This window comes from Pseudomonas sp. Marseille-Q1929 (assembly GCF_017316265.1).
In the GTDB taxonomy this organism is placed as follows: domain Bacteria; phylum Pseudomonadota; class Gammaproteobacteria; order Pseudomonadales; family Pseudomonadaceae; genus Aquipseudomonas.
The window spans coordinates 61,817-82,143 of sequence record NZ_JAFLWU010000013.1 but is presented as its reverse complement, the minus strand read 5'-3'; the positions used below and the strand labels follow the sequence as shown (position 1 = coordinate 82,143).

Here is a 20,327-nt window from a genome sequence, read left to right as displayed (position 1 = left end):
TGAAACAGTGCAATTGGAATGCAATCGATGTGGGAGCTGGCTTGCCTGCGATTGCAGTGGGTCAGTCAGCAGTGATTTGACTGGTAGACCGCTATCGCAGGCAAGCCAGCTCCCACATTTTGATCGAGTGTAGTCAGAGGGTTGGTGTTGAGCGGGCGACGATAGCTTCCACATCGACGCCACGGGGCAATGTGCCATACACCCGGCCGGACGATTCGCCGAGGCGGCTGGCAATAAACCCATCACTGACCGCCCCATTCCCCGCCTCCAGCAACAACTTGGCCTGCAACGCCACGGCGATGTCCTCGGTCAATTGCCGCGCGCGGTACTGGATGTCCTGGGTGTCCATGAACGCCGATTTCAGCTGTTCGATATGCCGCGCCAGCGACTTGTCACCGTGCCCATCCCCCAGCTCGACAAACAACGCCTCCAACACCCCCGGCTCTTTCGACAGCGCGCGCAGCACATCCAGGCACTGCACGTTGCCGGAACCTTCCCACGTCGAATTCACCGGCGCCTCACGGTACAGGCGCGGCAGGATACTGTCCTCGACATACCCGGCACCGCCCATGCACTCGGCGGCTTCGTTGATCATTGCCGGCGCGCGCTTGCAGATCCAGTACTTGCCCACCGCCGTCACCAGCCGGGCGAACTTGGCTTCCTGTTCATCCCCAAGGTGATCCAGCGCACGGCCCATGCGCATGCTCAGCGCCAGCGCCGCTTCGCTCTCCAGCGCCAGGTCGGCGAGTACGTTTTGCATCAACGGCTGTTCGCTGAGTACACGACCGCCCACCGTCCGATGGGCGCAATGATGGCTGGCCTGGGTGAGTGCCTGGCGCATCAGGGCGCTGGAGCCGACCATGCAATCGAAGCGGGTCATGGCGACCATTTCGATGATGGTCGGTACGCCACGGCCTTCTTCGCCAATCATCCACGCCAGGGCGCCACGGAACTCCACTTCGCTGGAGGCGTTGGAGCAGTTGCCGAGCTTGTTTTTCAGGCGCTGAATATAGAACTCGTTGCGCGTGTCATCCGGGCGGTGCCGGGGCAGTAGGAAACAGGTAAGGCCCTTGTCGGTCTGGGCCAGGGTCAGGAACGCATCGCACATCGGCGCCGAGCAGAACCATTTGTGCCCCACCAGCTCATACGCCTGGCCGGGGCCGCCGGCGCCCACCGGATAGGCGCGGGTGGTGTTGGCGCGCACGTCGGTGCCGCCCTGCTTCTCGGTCATGGCCATGCCGATGGTGGCCCCGGTTTTATGGGCGATGCCGACGTTGCGTGGGTCGTATTGGGTGTTGAGGATTTTTGGTAGCCAGATGTCAGCCAAGTCGGGTTGCAGCCGCAGGGCCGGCACACAGGCGAAGGTCATGGTCAGCGGGCAACCGGTGCCGGCTTCGGCCTGGCTGTGCAGGTAGGTCAGGCCGGCGCGGGCCACATGGGCGCCCGCCTGCGGATGCGCCCAGGGCAGCGATGGCAGGCCGTGCTCGACGGCCGTGCGCATCAGCTCGTGGTAGGCCGGGTGGAACTCCACCAGGTCGATGCGATGGCCATAACGGTCATGGCTGCTGAACAGCGGTTTGTTCTGATTCGCCAGGAACCCGGCCGCCATCAGCGGGCCACCGGCCAGCGCACCATAGGCATCCAGGCGCGCCTCGGCCCAACCGGCACCAAAGCGCCGCGACCACTCTTGCAAGGGCACGTCGATGCGGTACAGGTTGGTACCGTCCAGGGACGGCGGCTGGTTGGTGACGTCGTGGGTTTCGGCGAACTGATGCAGGTTCATGACGGGCCTCCTGGAAAAAAGGCCACGGTCATTGGCGGCCTGAATTTCAGTTAAGCACCGGCACTGCGCTTAAAAAAGTGGCATAGGCGCCTAATGTCCGGCGCTTTCGCCCTCGACCTGGCACAGCACGCATCGCTCCAGCACCGCTTGCAACGCCTCGAAACGCACGGGTTTGGCCAGCCGTTCGGTGATGCCGATGCCATGGCAGCGCTCACGGTCTGAGGTATTCAGCGATGAACTCAAGGCGATGACCGGCAGCTCACCGCAGCCGGGCAAGGCACGGATCTGACAACACAACGAGAAGCCGCCTTCAGGCACATCCAGCAATACCGCCTCGAAAGTTTCCCCTTGCAAGGCCGCCAGTGCTGCGGGACTGCTGTCCACCGTCTTGACCCGGTAACCGAGCTTGAGCAGCATGCCACGCACCGCCAACTGGCCAACGCTGTTGTCGTCCACCAAAAGCACCGCACAGTCCTGCGGCGCGCGCTGCGGAATCGTCCCGGCGGTTTTCGGCTCGGACGGCACCGGCTCGACCCCAACTTCCAACTGGAAGCGACTGCCCTTGCGCGGTTCGGAATGATGGGTCAGGCGCCCGCCCAACAACTCGATCAACTGCCGGCAGATTGCCAGGCCAATGCCCAGGCCGCCGTATTCACGGGTAGTCGAACCGTCGAGCTGGAAGAAGCGCTGGTACAGCGTGGCTTCGTCGAGAAAGGCAAAACCGATGCCGCTGTCGGTGACGATAAAGCTCAGGCGCAGCGCCCCCGCGCCATCGGGCACACCGACCACACGCACACGCACCGCGCCTTGATGGGTGAACTTGAAGGCGTTATCCAGCAGGCAATCCAGGCACTGGGTCAGCTTGTCCGCATCGCCGATCACCCGGTCCGGCAGTTCGTCCGCCACATCAATCGAAAATTCCAGGCCCTTGCTTTGCGCGCTGGCGCTGAACTGTTGGCGTAGGGTGTCGAGCACGCCGCGCAGGCTGAACACCTGCGGCTGGGCGGTGAGGCGGCCGGCTTGCAGCTCGGTGAGGGTGAGGATGCCATTGACCATGCGCATCATGTCCCGTGCCGAACCGGCGGCGGTCTGCTGGTACTGCGCGAGGTCAGCGTCCAGGGGGACGGTTTGCATCAGTTCGAGGGAACCGATCACGCCGTTCATCGGCGTGCGCAGCTCGTGGGTCAAGGTGGCGAGAAATTCGTCCTTGAGCCGGTTACTGCGGGCCAGTTGCTGGTTGAGCACTTCAAGCTTCTGGCTGGCATCGAACAGGATCTGCGCCTGCTGCTCGCGCATGCCGTTGATGCGATCCGCCAGGGCCAGGGACAGCAGCGCCACCTCGATGGCCGAGCCGATCTGGCTGGCGTACATGGTGAGGAACACGTTGGGCAGGTAGCCCAATACCATCATGGTGTTCACCACCCCACCGAGCAGGAAGGCCGACCAGGCAATGATGAAATACCGCGCCATGCGCTGGCCGCACAGCCAGGCTTTAATCGCGGCAATAAAGATGCTCACGGTGAACACCAGCGCCAGGCCGGTCGCCAGGCGCAGGGCCACGGCGTAGCTGGTCAGCAGCGCCAGCGCCATCACCAGCGCACCGCAGGCGGCCAGCGCCAGCAAGATCCGGTCAAGCCAGCGACTGTGCTGCGCGGTATGCAGGAAACTGCGCGCGAACAGGCTGCCGAACAGCGCGGCCGAGCCGATCAGGAACGGCACCGCGGCATTCGTCCACCACGGGTTGTTCGGCCAGAAGTACTCCACGGCCACGCCGTTGACCGACAGCTGGTACAGGCCGAACGAGGCGATATAGAGGATGTAATAGAGGTAACTGGTGTCGCGCACGCTCAGGTAGATGAACAGGTTGTAGATCAACATCCCTAGCAAGACGCCGTAGATCGCGCCCAACACGTAGAGGCGCAGCGGCTGTTCTTCCAGGTAGGCGGTGCCGGCCCAGAGGGTCAGCGGTGCCTGGATCGAACCTTGGCTTTGCAGGCGCAGGTAGATTGTCTCCTGCTGGTCCGGGACGAAATTGAGCTTGAACAGGTAGTTGCTCTGGCGCACTTCTCGGCTGGAAAACGGCAGCGCGCTGCCAGTACGGGTACTCAGGCGGTAGGCGCCGGTGCTGTCGCTCTGGTACAGGTCGAGGTGATTGAGCGGCGGGTAGGCCAACTCGAGAAACCAGGTGCGTGGCGCGCGGGGATCCTTGGCCTGGTAATGCAGGTCGATCTTGAGCCAGAACACCGAGCGCGAATAACCAGCATTGAGAGTGGCTTTGTCGTGGGGCTTGAACTGGGCGGCATAAGCGGGGGAGCTGACTTCGGCGATGGTGAGGGCGTCGGTGGGGTCTTCGAGCACTTGCATCACGCGGCCCAGGGGCAGGCTTCGCGTGTCCTGGTTGAACCCGATGGCGTTGGCGAGCAGCGGCAGCCCGCACAACAGTAAGATCAAAAAATAGCGCATAGAGCCCCAACGTGGCCTGTCCGGTTATGTCAAAAAGCCCCCATTCCTTTTGAGAAGACGTATACCGGCGATACTGTTAGTAATTTGGATCCACTCTAGCATAGCCGCTAAAGGCCACTAGAGGCCATGTAAATAAATTTTACGAAGGCTCTAGACCGGCACTTTCAGAGCGTTTTTTCGTACCTGACGAGCGCCAAAAAAGTGCCACACGCGGGGCGAAATTCAACCATCGTCAGACAGCCACGCAAAAAGCGTTTGGTGGTAAGCTCGCGCACCATGAATATCTACAGCTCTCGCCCCGTTGTCCTCTGTCTCTCCGGCCATGACCCCAGTGGTGGCGCCGGCCTGCAGGCAGATATCGAAGCCCTGCTCGCCCAGGGTTGCCATGCGGCTCCGGCCGTCACCGCCCTGACCGTGCAGAACACCGTCAATGTCAGCGATTTCCGCGTGCTCGACCGCGAGTGGGTGCTGGCTCAGGCCAATGCCGTACTGGGCGACTCCGACGTCGCGGCGGTCAAGCTGGGCATGCTCGGTTCCACCGCCATGGTCGATACCGTGGTCGAACTGCTGCAGGCGCACCCGCACCTGCCGGTGGTGTGCGACCCGGTACTGCGCGCCGGTGGCGGTGGCAGCCTGGGCAAGGATGAAGTCGGCTATGCCATGCGCGAGCGGTTGTTGCCGCTGTCGCTGATTGCCACACCAAACCTGCCCGAAGCGCGCATCCTCGCCGAGCTGCCTGACGGCACCGCCGACGAATGCGCCGCGAAGCTGCTGCCGTATATCAGGCACCTGCTGATCACCGGCGGGCATGGCGACGAGCATGAAGTGCATAACCGTCTATATAGCCGCGACGGCACGCAGCAGACCTTTACCTGCCAGCGCCTGCCGGGCAGTTATCACGGTTCGGGCTGCACGCTGGCCAGTGCGCTGGCGGGGCGAATCGCCCAGGGCGAAGGGCTGGTGAGCGCCGTGCAATCGGCCCTCAACTACACTTGGCGCACCCTGCGTGACGCCGAACAACTCGGCCAGGGCCAGTTTGTACCGCGCCGGTTGCCGCTGGATTTCTGCTCGTAAGACCAAGGGGCTTACCCGATGAAACTACGTGGCCTTTACGCCATTACCGACAGCCAACTGTTGGCGGGGAAATTCCTCGCTTACGTCGAAGCGGCGCTGGACGGTGGCGTGACCCTGTTGCAGTACCGCGACAAAAGCAGCGACGAAGCGCGGCGCCTGCGCGAAGCGGAAAAGCTGCGCGAACTGTGCTCGCGCTACAAGACCCAGCTGATTATCAACGACGACGCCGAACTGGCCGCGCGCCTGGGCGTCGGCGTGCACCTGGGCCAGACCGACGGCCCGCTGACGCCCGCCCGCGCATTGCTCGGCCCCAAGGCGATCATCGGCAGCACCTGCCACAGCCAGATCGAACTGGCCGAGCAGGCCGCGAACGAGGGCGCCAGCTACGTCGCCTTCGGTCGCTTCTTCAATTCCAGCACCAAACCCGGCGCCCCGGCGGCCACCGTCGAAATGCTCGCCCAGGCCCGCGCGCGCCTGCAGGTGCCGATCTGCGTGATCGGCGGCATCACCCTGGAGAACGCCGCACCGCTGGTGGCCCACGGGGCCGACTTGCTGGCGGTGGTCCACGGCCTGTTCGGCGCCGACAGCACCCAGGAAGTCACGCGCCGCGCCCGCGCCTTCAACGCCCTTCTTAAGATCTGATTTCAGAGAGCCCCATCATGTCCCGTTCCGAAACGCTGTTTGCCAATGCCCAGAAACACATCCCCGGCGGTGTGAACTCCCCCGTGCGTGCGTTCAAGAGCGTGGGCGGTACGCCGCTGTTCTTCAAGCATGCCGAAGGCGCCTACGTCACCGACGAAGATGACAAGCGTTATGTGGATTACGTCGGTTCCTGGGGCCCGATGATCCTCGGCCACAGCCACCCGGACGTGCTGGATGCGGTGCGCCAGCAGCTGCAACACGGCTTGTCCTATGGCGCACCGACGGCCATGGAAACCGAGATGGCCGACCTGGTCTGCTCGATCGTGCCGTCGATGGAAATGGTGCGCATGGTCAGCTCCGGCACCGAAGCCACCATGAGCGCGATCCGCCTGGCCCGTGGTTTCACCGGCCGCGACAGCATCATCAAGTTCGAAGGCTGCTACCACGGCCACTCCGACAGCCTGCTGGTGAAAGCCGGTTCCGGCCTGCTGACCCAAGGCGTGCCAAGCTCGGCCGGCGTGCCGGCAGCATTTGCCAAACACACCCTGACCCTGCCGTTCAACGACATCGCCGCCGTCGAGCAGATGCTCAATGAAGTGGGCCAGGATGTAGCGTGCATCATCGTCGAGCCGGTGGCCGGCAACATGAACTGCGTACCGCCGGCGCCGGGTTTCCTCGAAGGCCTGCGCGAACAGTGCGACAAGCACGGCGTGGTGCTGATCTTCGACGAAGTGATGACCGGTTTCCGCGTGGCCCTCGGCGGCGCGCAGGCGCACTACGGCGTGACGCCGGACCTGAGCACCTTCGGCAAGATCATCGGTGGCGGCATGCCCGTCGGCTGCTTCGGCGGCAAGCGCGAGATCATGCACCACATCGCGCCGCTGGGCCCGGTGTACCAGGCGGGCACCTTGTCCGGTAACCCACTGGCCATGGCCGCTGGCTTGACCACCCTGCGCCTGATCAGCCGCCCGGGTTTCCACGCCGAACTGACCGACTACACCACGCGCCTGCTCGACGGCCTGCAACAGCGCGCCGACGCCGCCGGCATTCCGTTTGTTACCACGCAAGCCGGCGGCATGTTCGGCCTGTACTTCAGCGGTGCCGACGATATCGTCACCTTTGATGATGTGATGGGCAGCGATGCCGACCTGTTCAAACGTTTCTTCCACCTGATGCTGGAAGGCGGCGTGTACCTGGCGCCGAGCGCGTTTGAAGCGGGCTTCACCTCGATCGCCCATGGCGAGGCCGAGCTGAAATTGACCCTGGATGCCGCCGAGCGCGCGTTCGCTGCCTTGAAATAAGCCCATGCAAACTCTGACGCTGCCCGCGGTGGCGTCAGATTTGCTACTTTGCTTACAGACATTTCCTAGTTTTTTCGAGAATTCACCTGCAATCCGGCAGATAACTTGCCCAACCAGCAGAAAAACGAGTAAAGACTTTGTAAGCAGAGGCCTGCTTATTTCATAATGCGCGCTTATTGGATCCCGCGAGGGTCCGCGTGCCCCGTCAGAGGTAAGTCGATTCCCATGAAACGCACCGGCCGCACCCTGGTTCTGGGCTGCCTGTTGCTCCTTCAGCCGCTGCTGGCACATGCACAAGCAGGCGGCAACTCGTTGTTAATCCCAGCGATGGGTCGTTGCACCCTCAATACCCAGCCAGACAGCCAGGCCGAAGCCCTGAGCGCGTGCCAGAAACAGGCCGACGGCGGGGATGCGCAGGCGCAATACGAGTTGGGTGAGTACTTCCACGACAGCCAGAACCCCGCCCGCGACCTCAACAAAGCCTTGAGCTACTTCGAGAAAGCCTCGTTGCAGGGCCATGCTGAAGCCCAATTCAAACTGGGTACCATGTTCTTTCATGGCGAAGGCGTGCCGGCCAACAACGTCCAGGCGTATATCGTGCTGAAAATGGCGGCGGTCAACGGTGCCGAGGACGCGCTGGATACGGCCGACGAAGTGGCCGAACACATGCAACGTGATGAGTTGGAAGTGGCGACCCAGGTGCTGGGGCAGATCTTTCGCAATTATTTGCAGGAATTGCAGAGTGCGGATGGGCGTTCGCCTTTTTCACCCCTGCCTTAAATCTCTTGTGCCTTTGAAGGCCTCTTCGCGAGCAAGCCCGCTCCCACATTTGAATGCATTCCAAAGTTGGAACTCGGTTAAATGTGGGAGCGGGCTTGCTCGCGAAGGGCGCGACACGGTCTAAAGCCCTACTTCTCAGGCATCGGCATCGGAAACGGCATCACATTGCCCATCCCCCGCGCCTCGCTGATCTTCGGCGTGCCCAGGCGTTCGACTTCATCGATGCGCACAATCGAATGCATCGGCACAAAACTGCGTACCACACCCTCGAACTGAGCCTTGAGCTTCTCTTCGCCCGGATCGACGACCAACTGGGTGCGCTCGCCAAAGACGAATTCCTCCACCTCCAGGAAACCCCACAGATCGCTCTGATAGATCTGCTTGGCGTACATTTCGAACACCTGGCCCTGGTTGAGGAAAATCACCTTATAGATTGGAGCTTCACGTTTGGTCATGGTGGGCGAGCAACACATCGGGGATATAAAAGAGGGCGCGAACTATAGCATGGCACCCGATGCACAACGCTAGGAACCAATGGGCATGCCCCCTATAATGCGCGGTTCTTTACCACCAGTTGACGATTCCCATGGCCAAGAAGCTTTACATCGAAACCCACGGTTGCCAGATGAACGAGTACGACAGCTCGCGCATGGTCGATCTGCTGGGCGAACATCAGGCCCTGGAAGTCACCGCCCGCGCCGAAGATGCCGACGTGATCCTGCTCAATACCTGCTCGATCCGCGAGCGGGCCCAGGACCGAGTGTATTCGCAGCTGGGCCGCTGGCGTGAATTGAAACTGGCCAACCCGGAGATGGTGATCGCCGTCGGCGGTTGCGTGGCCAGCCAGGAAGGCGCCGCGATCCGCGACCGCGCGCCCTATGTCGATGTGGTCTTCGGCCCGCAGACCCTGCACCGCCTGCCGGAAATGATCGACGCCGCGCGCATCACCAAGCTGCCGCAGGTTGATGTGTCATTTCCTGAAATAGAAAAGTTCGACCACTTGCCCGAACCGCGTATCGATGGGCCGAGCGCCTACGTGTCGGTGATGGAAGGTTGCAGCAAGTACTGCACCTTCTGCGTGGTGCCCTACACCCGTGGCGAAGAAGTCAGCCGGCCATTTGACGATGTCATGTCCGAAATCATCCACCTCGCCGAAAACGGCGTGCGTGAAGTAACCCTGTTGGGCCAGAACGTCAACGGCTATCGCGGCCTGACCCATGACGGCCGCCTGGCCGACCTCGCGGAGCTGATCCGCGTGGTCGCCGCCGTCGACGGCATCGAGCGCATCCGCTACACCACCTCGCACCCGCTGGAGTTCTCCGACAGCCTGATCCAGGCCCACGCCGACGTGCCGGAGCTGGTCAAACACCTGCACTTGCCGGTGCAATCGGGCTCGGACCGCATCCTGTCGGCGATGAAGCGCAACCACACCGCCCTGGAGTACAAATCCAAACTGCGCAAATTGCGCGCGGCGGTGCCGGGTATCTGCATCAGTTCGGACTTTATCGTCGGCTTCCCGGGCGAGACCGAGAAAGACTTCCAACAGACCATGAAGCTGATCGAAGACGTCGGCTTCGACTTTTCCTACTCGTTCGTCTACAGCCAGCGCCCCGGCACGCCGGCCGCCGACCTGCTGGACGAAACCCCGGAAGAACTGAAAAAAGAGCGCCTGAACGCGTTGCAGCACCGGCTGAACCAGCAAGGGTTCGAGATCAGCCGACAAATGGTTGGCTCGATCCAGCGCATCCTGGTCACCGACTATTCGAAGAAGGATCCGGGCGAGCTGCAAGGGCGCACCGAGAACAACCGAATCGTCAACTTCCGTTGCGATAATCCCACGCTGATCGGGCAGTTTGCCGACGTGCACATCGACGCGGCGCAACCGCACTCGTTGCGGGGCTCGTTGATCAACTGATCGCAAAAACCCAAACATAAATGAAGATCAAATGTGGGAGCTGGCTTGCCTGCGATGGCGGCGTAACAGGCCGCATCTATTTTGGATGTACAGGCCCTATCGCAGGCAAGCCAGCTCCCACAGGGGTTCTTCATTGGTCTGGAGAGTGAGGCCAGCCCATTTAAGTGCTTTCGCACACCGGCCACTGGCGTTATTCTCTATTTCACCTCAACAGCCAAAGGGCGGCTAAAAGCGACCTTGAACGCACCCATCGTAGAACCCCATCGTTTTCTCCTCGAGCCGTTTGAGGCTCGCCGTTTCGCCAACCTGTGCGGACAGTTCGACGAGCACCTGCGCTTGATCGAACAACGCCTGAGCATCGAGATCCGCAATCGCGGCAATCAGTTCGAGCTCATTGGTGAAGCCCAGTACACCAAATCTGCAGAAAACCTGCTGCGCCGCCTCTACCGCGAAACCAAGGGTAGCGAGCTGTCGCCGGAAACCGTGCACCTGTATTTGCAGGAATCGGCTGTGGAAGACCTGGCCAACAACCCAGTAGCCGAAGCCAGCGTGGCCCTGCGTACCAAGAAAGGCATGATTCGCCCAAAAGGCTTGAATCAGCAGAAGTACGTCAAGGCAATCCTCGGTAACGATATCAATTTCGGCATCGGCCCCGCCGGTACCGGCAAGACCTACCTGGCCGTGGCCTGTGCGGTGGATGCCCTTGAGCGCGAGCAAGTGCGCCGCATCCTGCTGGTGCGCCCGGCCGTCGAAGCGGGCGAAAAGCTCGGCTTCCTGCCCGGCGACCTCGCACAGAAAATCGACCCGTACCTGCGCCCGCTCTACGACGCACTTTACGAGATGCTTGGCTTTGAATACGTGGCCAAGCTGATCGAGCGCCAGGTGATCGAGATCGCCCCGCTGGCGTACATGCGCGGCCGCACCTTGAGCAACAGCTTCATCATCCTCGACGAAAGCCAGAACACCACGGTCGAACAGATGAAGATGTTCCTGACCCGCATCGGGTTCGGCTCCACGGCGATTATCACCGGCGACATTACCCAGGTTGACCTGCCCAAGGGCACCAAGTCGGGCTTGAGCCATGTGATTGAAGTGCTCAAGGACGTGCCGGGCATCAGCTTCACGCACTTCTCGCCCAAAGACGTGGTGCGCCACCCGCTGGTGCAGCGCATCGTCGAGGCCTATGAGCGCTTCGAACACCGTGACGATGGTTTGTCCAAGGACGCTCGCCGCGATGCTTGAGCTAGACCTGCAGCTGGCCACCGAAGCACCCGCCCCCAGTGAAGAGCAGTTCCGTCAATGGTGCGCCCTGGCCCTGCGCCAGCGCACCGCCGACTCGGAGCTGACCATCCGTCTGGTGGACGAGCCCGAAGGCCGCGAACTGAACCACACCTGGCGCCAGAAGGATTACGCGACCAACGTGCTGTCCTTCCCCGCCGACGTCCCCGATGAGTTACTGGATATCCCACTGTTGGGTGACCTGGTGATCTGCGTTGAAGTCGTCGAGCGCGAGGCCAAGGAACAAGGCAAGGCACTGGAAGCCCATTGGGCACACCTGGTCATCCACGGCTGCTTGCATCTCTTGGGTTACGACCATATAGACGATGACGAAGCCGAGGAAATGGAAACACTGGAACAAACGTTGCTTGCTGAATTGGGTCATCCAGACCCGTACGCAGATGACGAAAACTAAGACACTCAACTGAAACAACAAAGGATTTAGAGTAATCGCTATGAGCGAAGACCGATCGAGCAACGGGCAGAAGTCATGGCTGGGTAAACTGACCCAGGCTTTTGCCCACGAGCCGAAAAACCGCCAGGAGCTGCTGGAGCTGCTGCGCGAGGCCCACCAGAACAAATTGCTGGACAGCGAAGCGCTGGCCATCGTCGAGGGCGCCATCCAGGTCGCTGACCTGCAAGTACGTGACATCATGGTCCCGCGCTCGCAGATGATCAGCATCAAGGCCACCCAGACCCCACGGGAATTCCTCCCGGCCGTGATCGACTCGGCGCACTCGCGCTACCCGGTGATCGGCGAAAGCCACGATGACGTCATGGGCGTCCTGCTGGCCAAGGACTTGCTGCCGCTGATCCTCAAGGAGAACGGCGACAACTTCAACATCAAGGACCTGCTGCGTCCGGCCACCTTCGTGCCCGAATCCAAGCGCCTGAATGTGCTGCTGCGCGAATTCCGCGCCAACCACAACCACATGGCCATCGTGATCGACGAATACGGCGGTGTGGCTGGCTTGGTCACGATTGAAGACGTGCTGGAACAGATCGTCGGCGACATCGAAGACGAGCACGACGTCGAAGAAGACAGCTACATCAAGCCGCTGCCCAGCGGTGACTTCCTGATCAAGGCGCTGACGCCGATCGAGAACTTCAACGAGTTCTTCGACAGCGAATTCTCCGACGATGAATTCGACACCGTGGGCGGCCTGGTGATGAATGCGTTTGGCCACCTGCCAAAACGTAACGAAACCACCGAGATCGGCGCATACCGCTTCCGCATCCTCAACGCGGACAGCCGTCGTATCCACTTGATCCGCTTGACCCCTATTGCCCGCTAAGGAATGACATGCAGCGCCTAACCCGCCCCGGCTGGCCCGGTAATTTGCTGGCCGTGGTGGCCGGCGCCATCACCACCCTGGCACTGGCGCCGTTCGATCTGTGGCCGTTTGCGCTGATCGCCGTCGGATTGTTCTATATCGGCCTGCGGGAACTGAGCCCACGCCAGGCCCTGGGCCGGGGCTGGTGTTTTGGTTTCGGCCTGTTTGGCGCCGGCACCAGCTGGATCTACTACAGCATCCACCACTTCGGCGGCGCTTCGGTGCTGCTGGCGGGCTTGCTGATGCTGGCGTTTACCGCTGCCATCGCCCTGTTCTTCGCCCTGCCCGCCTGGCTGTGGGCACGCTGGCTACGGCGCAATGAAGCGCCGCTGGCCGATGCACTGACTTTTGCGGCCTTGTGGGTCGGCCAGGAAGCGTTTCGCGGCTGGTTCCTCACCGGTTTCCCATGGCTTTACTCCGGTTACAGCCAACTCGACGGCCCGCTGACGGGCCTCGCGCCGCTGGGTGGGATGTGGCTGATTTCCTTCGCTCTGGCGCTGACCGCCGCCCTGCTGTGCAACCTGCCGCGCCTGCTGGCGAGCAAGCGCAACGCCTTTATCGGCGCGGGCCTGGTGTTGCTGGTGGCACCATGGGCTATCGGCCTGGCGCTCAAGCATCACGCCTGGACCACGCCCTCCGGCGCACCGCTGACCGTCGCCGCGATCCAGGGCAACGTCGCACAAAGCATGAAGTGGGACCCCGAGCAGCTCAATGCGCAGCTGGCGCTGTACCGCGACATGAGCTTCGCCTCCAAGCCGGTGGACCTGCTGATCTGGCCGGAAACCGCCGTGCCGGTACTCAAGGAGTCGGTTGAAGGCTACCTGGGGATGATGGGCAAGTTCGCCGCCGACCGGCACAGCGCGCTGATCACCGGCGTACCGATCCGCCAGGAAGTGCATCACCAGAAGCGTTACTTCAACGGCATCACCGTGGTCGGCGAAGGCGAAGGCACCTACCTCAAGCAGAAACTGGTGCCGTTTGGCGAGTACGTGCCGCTGCAGGACATGCTGCGCGGGCTGATTGCCTTCTTCGACCTGCCGATGTCGGACTTCGCCCGCGGCCCGGCAGACCAGCCGATGTTGCAGGCCAAGGGCTATCAGATTGCACCGTTCATTTGCTACGAAGTGGTGTACCCGGAGTTCGCCGCGGGTCTTTCCGCCCGCAGCGACTTGTTGCTGACCATCAGCAACGACACCTGGTTCGGCACCTCCATCGGCCCCTTGCAGCACCTGCAAATGGCGCAGATGCGTGCCCTGGAAGCCGGCCGCTGGATGATCCGCGCCACCAACAACGGCGTGACCGGGCTGATCAACCCGTATGGGCAGATCACGGCGCAGATCCCGCAGTTTGAGCGGGGGATTCTGTATGGTGAAGTGGTGCCGATGCACAACCTCACGCCGTACCTGCAATGGCGGTCGTGGCCGTTGATTATTGTGTGTGTGCTGCTGTTTGGCTGGGCGCTGCTGGCCGGGCGAATGGCCAAGACGGTCTGACAGGCAAACACAGAACCCATATGTGTACTGGCTTATGTGGGAGCTGGCTTGCCTGCGATGCAGACACCTCGGTGTATCAGTTGTACTGAGGTGATGCCATCGCAGGCAAGCCAGCTCCCACAGTTGATCCACTGTGTTGCGGGTTATCGGTAAAAAAGCCGGTAACCCACCTGCCCCACCGCCTCATTGATCAACTGCCCGCTCTGCCAGATCGACTTGAACTCTGGCATCCAGCCGCCCAACGGCCGGGCGTTGTCCACCCCGAGAAAACCGACCGGCCCCGGCACCACGGTGAAACCGGCCTGCTCAAAGCTCCACACCGAACGCGGCATGTGCCAGGCCTGGGTAACCACCACTACGCGCTTGATGCCTTCGGGCAGCAGAATCTCGGCACTCATCTGGGCGTTTTCCCAAGTAGTACGGCTGCGTTCTTCCTTCCAGCGCACCGTGACGCCGAAGTCATCCCTCATCGACACGGCCATCAACTCGGCCTCGCTGGGCGGCGTGCCGTAGTGCAACCCTCCGCTGGTCAACACCGGCAACCCCGAGGCCTTGGCCAGTCGCGCCGCATAACGCTCACGCTCAAGCCCGACGCCAGTGGGCTGGTCGGTACCCCACGCCGGATCGCCGCGCTCGCGCCCCGAACCCAGCACCACAATGGCGTCGGCGCGTTGCGCCAGGGTCGCCCACTCTTCCCGCGCCAACGGCGGCTCTGTCTCCAGAGCGTGAGCGCCCCACTCCACCATCACCGGCAGGCTGATCAGCCACATTCCGCCCAGCCCCAGCGCAAAACAACATCCCGCCAGCCGCGGACGGCTACGACGAAACCACCAGGCAAGCGCCAGCAGCAGCAAGAAAATACCGGGCGGCAACAACAATTGTTTGATGAAATAACGAAAAGGCATCGGGCATCTCCAAAGATGCCCGAAGCCTAGATGCAACGGGATTTAGCGACAATCTTTACCAGCACAATTTAAGAAGGTTTACAGATAACGTTGTGCATCACTTGCACCGTAAGACCCGGAGCTTTTCCGGGCCGCGAGCGGCAGGCAAGTCTTTCAGCCAAACCACCTTGGCCGAGCGCAAGGAATCCCGAGCAGGCGGGGAGGCCTGTTCATACGATGCGCGGTGGTGATTGGACTCCAGGAAAACCTTGATCAGTTCAAGCTCTGCCTGGCTCAAGCCACGCAACTCCAGCTCCTCAGGCCGTTCATCACACAATCGGCCTGCTGTATTTGCTGCATCCAATGCACGACCCAAACGGTCGATCAGTCCTTCGTACAACTGCGGTTTCGTTAAAGTTCGCTGCGATTCAGCCATCCCCTCACCTCATTGAAGAAAAGTCTTGCTCCCCAATAAACAGCGTAGCCCCCATGGCTGCACCTGCCTGGTGCCGCGACAGACGGCCCTGGCTGCGCAATCAGGGTTTCCCTCGATAGAGTGGGGTCATGTATGCTACGGCGCTTCCTGTAACTCCACTTCCCGCAGGGTTTGGGCACGGACGCGCCGCTTTTTGGTGTCGATCAACCTGAACGTTGCACCGAAGAGGATTAGGCCACCCCTATTCAGTTCAAAAGTAGCCATGCACGAACAATATCAGCCCCGTGAAATCGAAAATGCCGCCCAAACCTTCTGGGACGAGCAAAAGTCCTTTGAAGTCAGTGAACAGCCAGGCAAGGAGACTTACTACTGCCTATCGATGTTCCCTTACCCCAGCGGCAAGCTACACATGGGGCACGTGCGCAACTACACCATCGGTGACGTAATCTCCCGTTACCAGCGCATGCTCGGCAAGAACGTCCTGCAACCCATGGGTTGGGACGCCTTCGGCATGCCGGCGGAAAACGCCGCGATGAAAAACAACGTGGCCCCCGCCAAGTGGACCTACGAAAACATCGCCTACATGAAGACCCAGCTGCGCAGCCTGGGCCTGGCGGTGGACTGGTCCCGCGAAGTGACCACCTGCAAACCGGATTACTACCGCTGGGAACAATGGCTGTTCACGCGCCTGTTCGAAAAAGGTGTGATCTACAAAAAGAGCGGCACCGTTAACTGGGACCCGATCGACCAGACCGTACTCGCCAACGAACAGGTGATCGACGGTCGCGGCTGGCGTTCCGGCGCGCTGATCGAAAAGCGCGAAATCCCGATGTACTACTTCAAGATCACCGCCTACGCGGATGAACTGCTGTCGAGCCTCGACGACCTGCCGGGCTGGCCTGAACAGGTCAAGACCATGCAGCGCAACTGGATCGGCAAGTCCAAGGGCATGGAAGTGCAGTTCCCGTACAACGTCGACTCGATCGGCGAAGCGGGCGCACTGAAAGTCTTCACCACCCGTCCAGACACCTTGATGGGCGCGACCTACGTCGCCGTGGCCGCCGAGCACCCGCTGGCCACTCAAGCCGCACAGAACAACCCTGAGCTGCAGGCGTTCATCGCCGAATGCAAAGGCGGCAGCGTGGCCGAGGCCGACGTCGCCACCCAAGAGAAAAAAGGCCTGCCGACCGGGCTGTTTGTCGAGCACCCACTGACTGGCGAGAAGTTGCCAGTATGGGTCGCCAACTATGTGCTGATGCACTACGGCGATGGCGCCGTAATGGCTGTGCCGGCCCACGACGAGCGTGATTTCGAGTTCGCCACCAAGTACGCCTTGCCGATCAAGTCCGTGGTGCGCACCAGCTCCGGCGAGACCAACCCGGCCCCGTGGCAAGACGCCTACGGCGAGCACGGCACCCTGATCAACTCCGGCGAATTCGACGGCCTGGACTTCCAGGGCGCGTTCGACGCCATGGAAGTGGCACTGATCAAGAAAAACCTGGGCGCCTCGCGCACCCAGTTCCGCCTGCGCGACTGGGGCATCAGCCGCCAGCGTTACTGGGGCTGCCCGATCCCGATCATCCACTGCGAAACCTGCGGTGACGTGCCTGTACCGGAAGACCAACTGCCGGTCGTCCTGCCGGAAGACGTGGTGCCGGACGGCGCCGGTTCGCCGTTGGCGCGCATGCCTGAGTTCTACGAGTGCAACTGCCCTAAATGCGGCCAGCCTGCCAAGCGTGAAACCGACACCATGGACACCTTCGTCGAGTCCTCGTGGTACTACGCCCGCTACGCCTCGCCGCACTACGAGGGTGGCCTGGTGGAGAAATCCGCAGCCGACCATTGGTTGCCAGTGGACCAGTACATCGGCGGTATCGAACACGCCATTCTTCACCTGCTGTACGCGCGCTTCTTCCACAAGCTGATGCGTGACGAAGGCCTGGTGAGCTCCGACGAGCCGTTCAAGAACCTGCTGACCCAAGGCATGGTGATCGCCGAGACCTACTACCGTCGTGAAGCCAATGGTGCCTACACCTGGTTCAACCCGGCGGACGTCGAACTTGAGCGTGACAGCAAAGCCAAGGTCATCAGCGCCAAGCTGATCTCGGACGGCCTGCCGGTGGAAATCGGTGGCACCGAGAAGATGGCCAAGTCGAAGAACAACGGCGTCGACCCACAGTCGATGATCGACCAGTTCGGCGCCGACACCTGCCGCCTGTTCATGATGTTTGCCTCGCCGCCGGACATGAGCGCCGAATGGTCCGACTCCGGCGTCGAAGGTTCGCACCGTTTCCTCAAACGCGTCTGGCGCCTGGCGCACGCCCATATCAGCCAGGGCTTGCCGGGCAAACTGGACGTGGCCGGCCTGAGCGACGAGCAGAAAGCCATTCGTCGCAGCACGCACCTGGCGATCCGCCAAGCGAGCCAGGACGTGGGCCAGAACCACAAGTTCAACACCGCCATCGCCCAGGTGATGACGCTGATGAACGTGCTGGAAAAAGCCCCGCAAGCGACCGAACAGGACCGCGCACTGATTCAGGAAGGCCTGGAAACGGTCACCCTGCTGCTGGCGCCGATCACACCGCACATCAGCCACGACCTGTGGAACCGCCTGGGCCACGACGGCGCCGTCATTGATGCCGCCTGGCCAAAGCAGGATGACAGCGCCCTGGTCCAGGACACGCTGCAACTGGTGATCCAGGTCAACGGCAAGCTGCGTGGCCAGATCGACATGCCGGCCAGCGCCAGCCGTGAAGACGTCGAAGCCGCCGCACGCGTCAACGAGAACGTGCTGCGCTTCACCGAAGGCCTGACGATCCGCAAAGTGATCGTCGTGCCTGGCAAACTGGTCAATATCGTCGCCAGCTAAATCGGATCGGGCGCGGGGCTTGGGCCCCGCGCCGAACAAAACCTTCAGGGCCTCGATAAGGCCCACGTGGTTTCAAGGGGAGCAACACAATGATCAAACGCAATCTGCTGGTGATGGGCCTGGCCGTACTGCTGAGCGCTTGCGGCTTCCAGCTGCGCGGCACCGGCACCAATGACCTGACGATCAAGGAACTGGACCTCAGCGCACGCGACGCCTACGGCGAGACCGTGACCCAGCTGCGCCAAGTCCTGGAAAACAGCGGCGTCAAGGTTTACACCGGCGCGACCTACAAACTGTACCTGGCCAGCGAGAAAGACACCCAGCGTAACCTGAGCTACGCCAGTGCTGGCCGTGCGTCCGACATCGAACTGGCCACCGAGCTGACCTTCGAAGTCCGTGGCCGTGATAGCTTGCCGCTGATGGGTGACAAGATCGTCGTCCAGAAGATCGTCAGCCACGACGGCAACAACCTGGTCGGCTCGGACTCCGAGACCATTCAGGTGCGCAAGGAAATCCGTCGCGAACTGGTACAGCGCGTGATGCTGCGCCTGCAAATGCTCACACCGGAAAAACTCGAAACCTTGCAGCAAGCTGCCGACAACAAAGCCAAGGCTGACGCCGACGCCCTGAAAGCCGCGCAAGAGTACGAAGACAACACGCCGAAACAATCGCCTGTTGAAGTCCCAGTCGAGTAAGCCAGACGGGGCGCCCCAGGCGCCCCGTTCGCCCCGCCTATGAAACTCGCCCCCGCCCAACTCGCCAAACACCTGCAAGGTGGCCTTGCGCCTGTCTATATCGTCAGCGGTGATGACCCGCTGCTGTGCCAGGAAGCCGCCGACGCCATCCGCACCGCCGCCCGCCAGCAAGGCTTCGATGAACGCCAAGTGTTCAGCGCCGACGCCAGTTTCGACTGGGGCACGCTGCTGCAAGCTGGGGCGAGCATGTCGCTGTTCGCCGAAAAACGCCTGCTGGAACTGCGCCTGCCGTCCGGCAAGCCCGGCGACAAAGGTGCGGCCGCCTTGATGGAATACTGCTCACGCCCGGCCGAAGACACGGTGCTGTTGATCAGCCTGCCCAAGCTCGACGGCAGTGCGCAGAAAACCAAATGGGGCAAGGCGTTAGTCGAGGGTCCGCAGACCCAGTTCATCCAGATCTGGCCAGTGGACAGCAATCAGTTGCCGCAATGGATTCGTCAGCGCCTGTCCCAGTCGGGGCTGTCGGCGACGCAAGATGCTGTGGAACTGATTGCCGCGCGGGTTGAAGGCAACTTGCTGGCCGCCGCCCAAGAGATCGAAAAGCTCAAGCTGATGGCCGAAGACGGGCAGATCACCGTCGAAACCGTACAGGGTGCGGTGGCTGACAGCGCGCGCTTTGACGTGTTCGGGTTGGTGGATGCGATCCTCAACGGCGAACCCGCCCACGCGTTGCGCATGCTCGAAGGCCTGCGCGGCGAAGGCGTGGAGCCACCGGTGATTCTCTGGGCCCTGGCCCGTGAGCTGCGGGTGCTGGCCAATATTGCCCTGCAATACAGCCAGGGCACGCCGCTGGACAAGTGCTTCAGCCAGGCCCGGCCACCGGTGTGGGACAAGCGCAAACCCCTGATGAGCAAAGCCCTGCAACGGCACTCGGCGCAACGCTGGGCGCTGCTGCTGCTGGAGGCCCAGCGCATCGATGCACAGATAAAGGGCCAGGCGGCGGGTTCGCCGTGGATGAGTTTGAGCCGCCTGTCGCTATTGATGGCCGGCCAGCGCCTGACACTTCCCGCCGAATAATCCGTTCGCAAAGACGCTCCCACATTTTTGATCGCATTTACAATTTCTGATAGGTGCCAGTCTTTACAGCCTCACAACTTCGGCAGATGATTTGCACCGTTCCAACCCACCCAGAGAGTACCGACCATGAGCAAAAAGCCATCCAAGCATGGCCCCAACAAGGCCAAATCCATCATCGCCCAGCCACTGTTCCGCAGCCGTCAAGAACGCGCCGGCAAGGGCAAAGGTAGCTACCGCCGCGAAGCCTTCCAGTCTAATAGCTGGGAGGCTTCTTACTTTCTGGCTGCCTGAAGGCAAGCGCCC

18 protein-coding genes are annotated in these 20,327 nt (G+C 61.7%); 13 read left to right on the top strand and 5 right to left on the bottom strand.

The window, feature by feature from the left end; translation table 11 throughout:
• Positions 1–133: 133 nt before the first annotated feature.
• Together J1G37_RS15880 and J1G37_RS15875 are read right to left on the bottom strand one after the other, a co-directional pair.
• Positions 134–1,783, bottom strand: coding sequence for an acyl-CoA dehydrogenase family protein (locus tag J1G37_RS15880; RefSeq protein ID WP_207043186.1), 1,650 nt, complete (start codon positions 1,781–1,783; stop codon positions 134–136).
• A gap of 90 nt (positions 1,784–1,873) precedes the next feature.
• Positions 1,874–4,246 carry a hybrid sensor histidine kinase/response regulator gene (locus J1G37_RS15875; protein WP_207043182.1) on the bottom strand — a complete coding sequence of 791 codons (2,373 nt, stop codon included), beginning with the start codon at positions 4,244–4,246 and terminating at the stop codon, positions 1,874–1,876.
• Positions 4,247–4,522: 276 nt separating this feature from the next.
• Here J1G37_RS15875 and J1G37_RS15870 point away from each other — a divergent pair, with 276 nt between their 5' ends.
• The 4 genes from J1G37_RS15870 (at position 4,523) to J1G37_RS15855 (ending at position 8,043) form a co-directional block, all read left to right on the top strand.
• Entirely contained in the window at positions 4,523–5,320 is a 798-nt protein-coding gene (locus J1G37_RS15870; RefSeq protein WP_207043180.1) for a hydroxymethylpyrimidine/phosphomethylpyrimidine kinase, read from the top strand.
• A gap of 18 nt (positions 5,321–5,338) precedes the next feature.
• On the top strand, positions 5,339–5,962 hold the full coding sequence (thiE, locus tag J1G37_RS15865; protein ID WP_207043178.1) for a thiamine phosphate synthase: 624 nt from the start codon (positions 5,339–5,341) through the stop codon (positions 5,960–5,962).
• A 17-nt stretch (positions 5,963–5,979) separates the two neighbouring features.
• Positions 5,980–7,263, top strand: a complete 1,284-nt coding sequence (gene hemL / locus J1G37_RS15860) for a glutamate-1-semialdehyde 2,1-aminomutase (RefSeq protein WP_207043175.1) — start codon at positions 5,980–5,982, stop codon at positions 7,261–7,263.
• Between the two features lie 225 nt (positions 7,264–7,488).
• Complete coding sequence (locus tag J1G37_RS15855; protein ID WP_124527845.1) at positions 7,489–8,043, top strand: tetratricopeptide repeat protein; 555 nt, start codon at positions 7,489–7,491, stop codon at positions 8,041–8,043.
• Between the two features lie 128 nt (positions 8,044–8,171).
• On the opposite strand, the gene J1G37_RS15850 is transcribed toward J1G37_RS15855, so the two are convergent.
• Positions 8,172–8,498, bottom strand: a complete 327-nt coding sequence (locus J1G37_RS15850) for a DUF1820 family protein (protein ID WP_017735645.1) — start codon at positions 8,496–8,498, stop codon at positions 8,172–8,174.
• Between the two features lie 131 nt (positions 8,499–8,629).
• Here J1G37_RS15850 and miaB point away from each other — a divergent pair, with 131 nt between their 5' ends.
• From miaB to lnt, 5 genes are all read left to right on the top strand, one after another.
• Positions 8,630–9,958, top strand: coding sequence for a tRNA (N6-isopentenyl adenosine(37)-C2)-methylthiotransferase MiaB (miaB, locus tag J1G37_RS15845; protein WP_207043174.1), 1,329 nt, complete (start codon positions 8,630–8,632; stop codon positions 9,956–9,958).
• A gap of 237 nt (positions 9,959–10,195) precedes the next feature.
• The gene (locus tag J1G37_RS15840; RefSeq protein WP_207043173.1) at positions 10,196–11,200 is read left to right on the top strand and encodes a PhoH family protein; all 1,005 of its coding nucleotides are present in this window, start codon (positions 10,196–10,198) and stop codon (positions 11,198–11,200) included.
• Complete coding sequence (gene ybeY, locus J1G37_RS15835) at positions 11,193–11,651, top strand: rRNA maturation RNase YbeY (protein WP_017735642.1); 459 nt, start codon at positions 11,193–11,195, stop codon at positions 11,649–11,651. Before J1G37_RS15840 ends, ybeY begins: the two co-directional genes overlap by 8 nt.
• A gap of 40 nt (positions 11,652–11,691) precedes the next feature.
• Positions 11,692–12,531: an HlyC/CorC family transporter gene (locus J1G37_RS15830; protein ID WP_017735641.1), complete on the top strand. Its 840-nt coding sequence runs from the start codon at positions 11,692–11,694 to the stop codon at positions 12,529–12,531.
• An 8-nt stretch (positions 12,532–12,539) separates the two neighbouring features.
• Positions 12,540–14,063, top strand: a complete 1,524-nt coding sequence (gene lnt / locus J1G37_RS15825) for an apolipoprotein N-acyltransferase (RefSeq protein ID WP_207043172.1) — start codon at positions 12,540–12,542, stop codon at positions 14,061–14,063.
• A 143-nt stretch (positions 14,064–14,206) separates the two neighbouring features.
• Here lnt and J1G37_RS15820 read toward each other — a convergent pair whose 3' ends face one another.
• Together J1G37_RS15820 and J1G37_RS15815 are read right to left on the bottom strand one after the other, a co-directional pair.
• A complete protein-coding gene (locus J1G37_RS15820) occupies positions 14,207–14,968 on the bottom strand; it encodes a YdcF family protein (RefSeq protein WP_207043171.1) in 762 nt (253 codons plus the stop codon).
• A 97-nt stretch (positions 14,969–15,065) separates the two neighbouring features.
• Positions 15,066–15,383: a hypothetical protein gene (locus J1G37_RS15815; RefSeq protein ID WP_207043170.1), complete on the bottom strand. Its 318-nt coding sequence runs from the start codon at positions 15,381–15,383 to the stop codon at positions 15,066–15,068.
• 262 nt (positions 15,384–15,645) lie between these two features.
• Between J1G37_RS15815 and leuS the strand changes: the two genes are divergently transcribed.
• The 4 genes from leuS (at position 15,646) to arfA (ending at position 20,315) form a co-directional block, all read left to right on the top strand.
• Positions 15,646–18,252 carry a leucine--tRNA ligase gene (gene leuS, locus J1G37_RS15810; protein ID WP_207043169.1) on the top strand — a complete coding sequence of 869 codons (2,607 nt, stop codon included), beginning with the start codon at positions 15,646–15,648 and terminating at the stop codon, positions 18,250–18,252.
• Between the two features lie 89 nt (positions 18,253–18,341).
• Positions 18,342–18,947, top strand: a complete 606-nt coding sequence (gene lptE, locus J1G37_RS15805; RefSeq protein WP_207043167.1) for an LPS assembly lipoprotein LptE — start codon at positions 18,342–18,344, stop codon at positions 18,945–18,947.
• 39 nt (positions 18,948–18,986) lie between these two features.
• On the top strand, positions 18,987–20,024 hold the full coding sequence (gene holA / locus J1G37_RS15800) for a DNA polymerase III subunit delta (RefSeq protein ID WP_207043166.1): 1,038 nt from the start codon (positions 18,987–18,989) through the stop codon (positions 20,022–20,024).
• A gap of 126 nt (positions 20,025–20,150) precedes the next feature.
• Positions 20,151–20,315, top strand: a complete 165-nt coding sequence (gene arfA / locus J1G37_RS15795; RefSeq protein ID WP_003176285.1) for an alternative ribosome rescue factor ArfA — start codon at positions 20,151–20,153, stop codon at positions 20,313–20,315.
• The last annotated feature ends 12 nt before the right edge of the window (positions 20,316–20,327 follow it).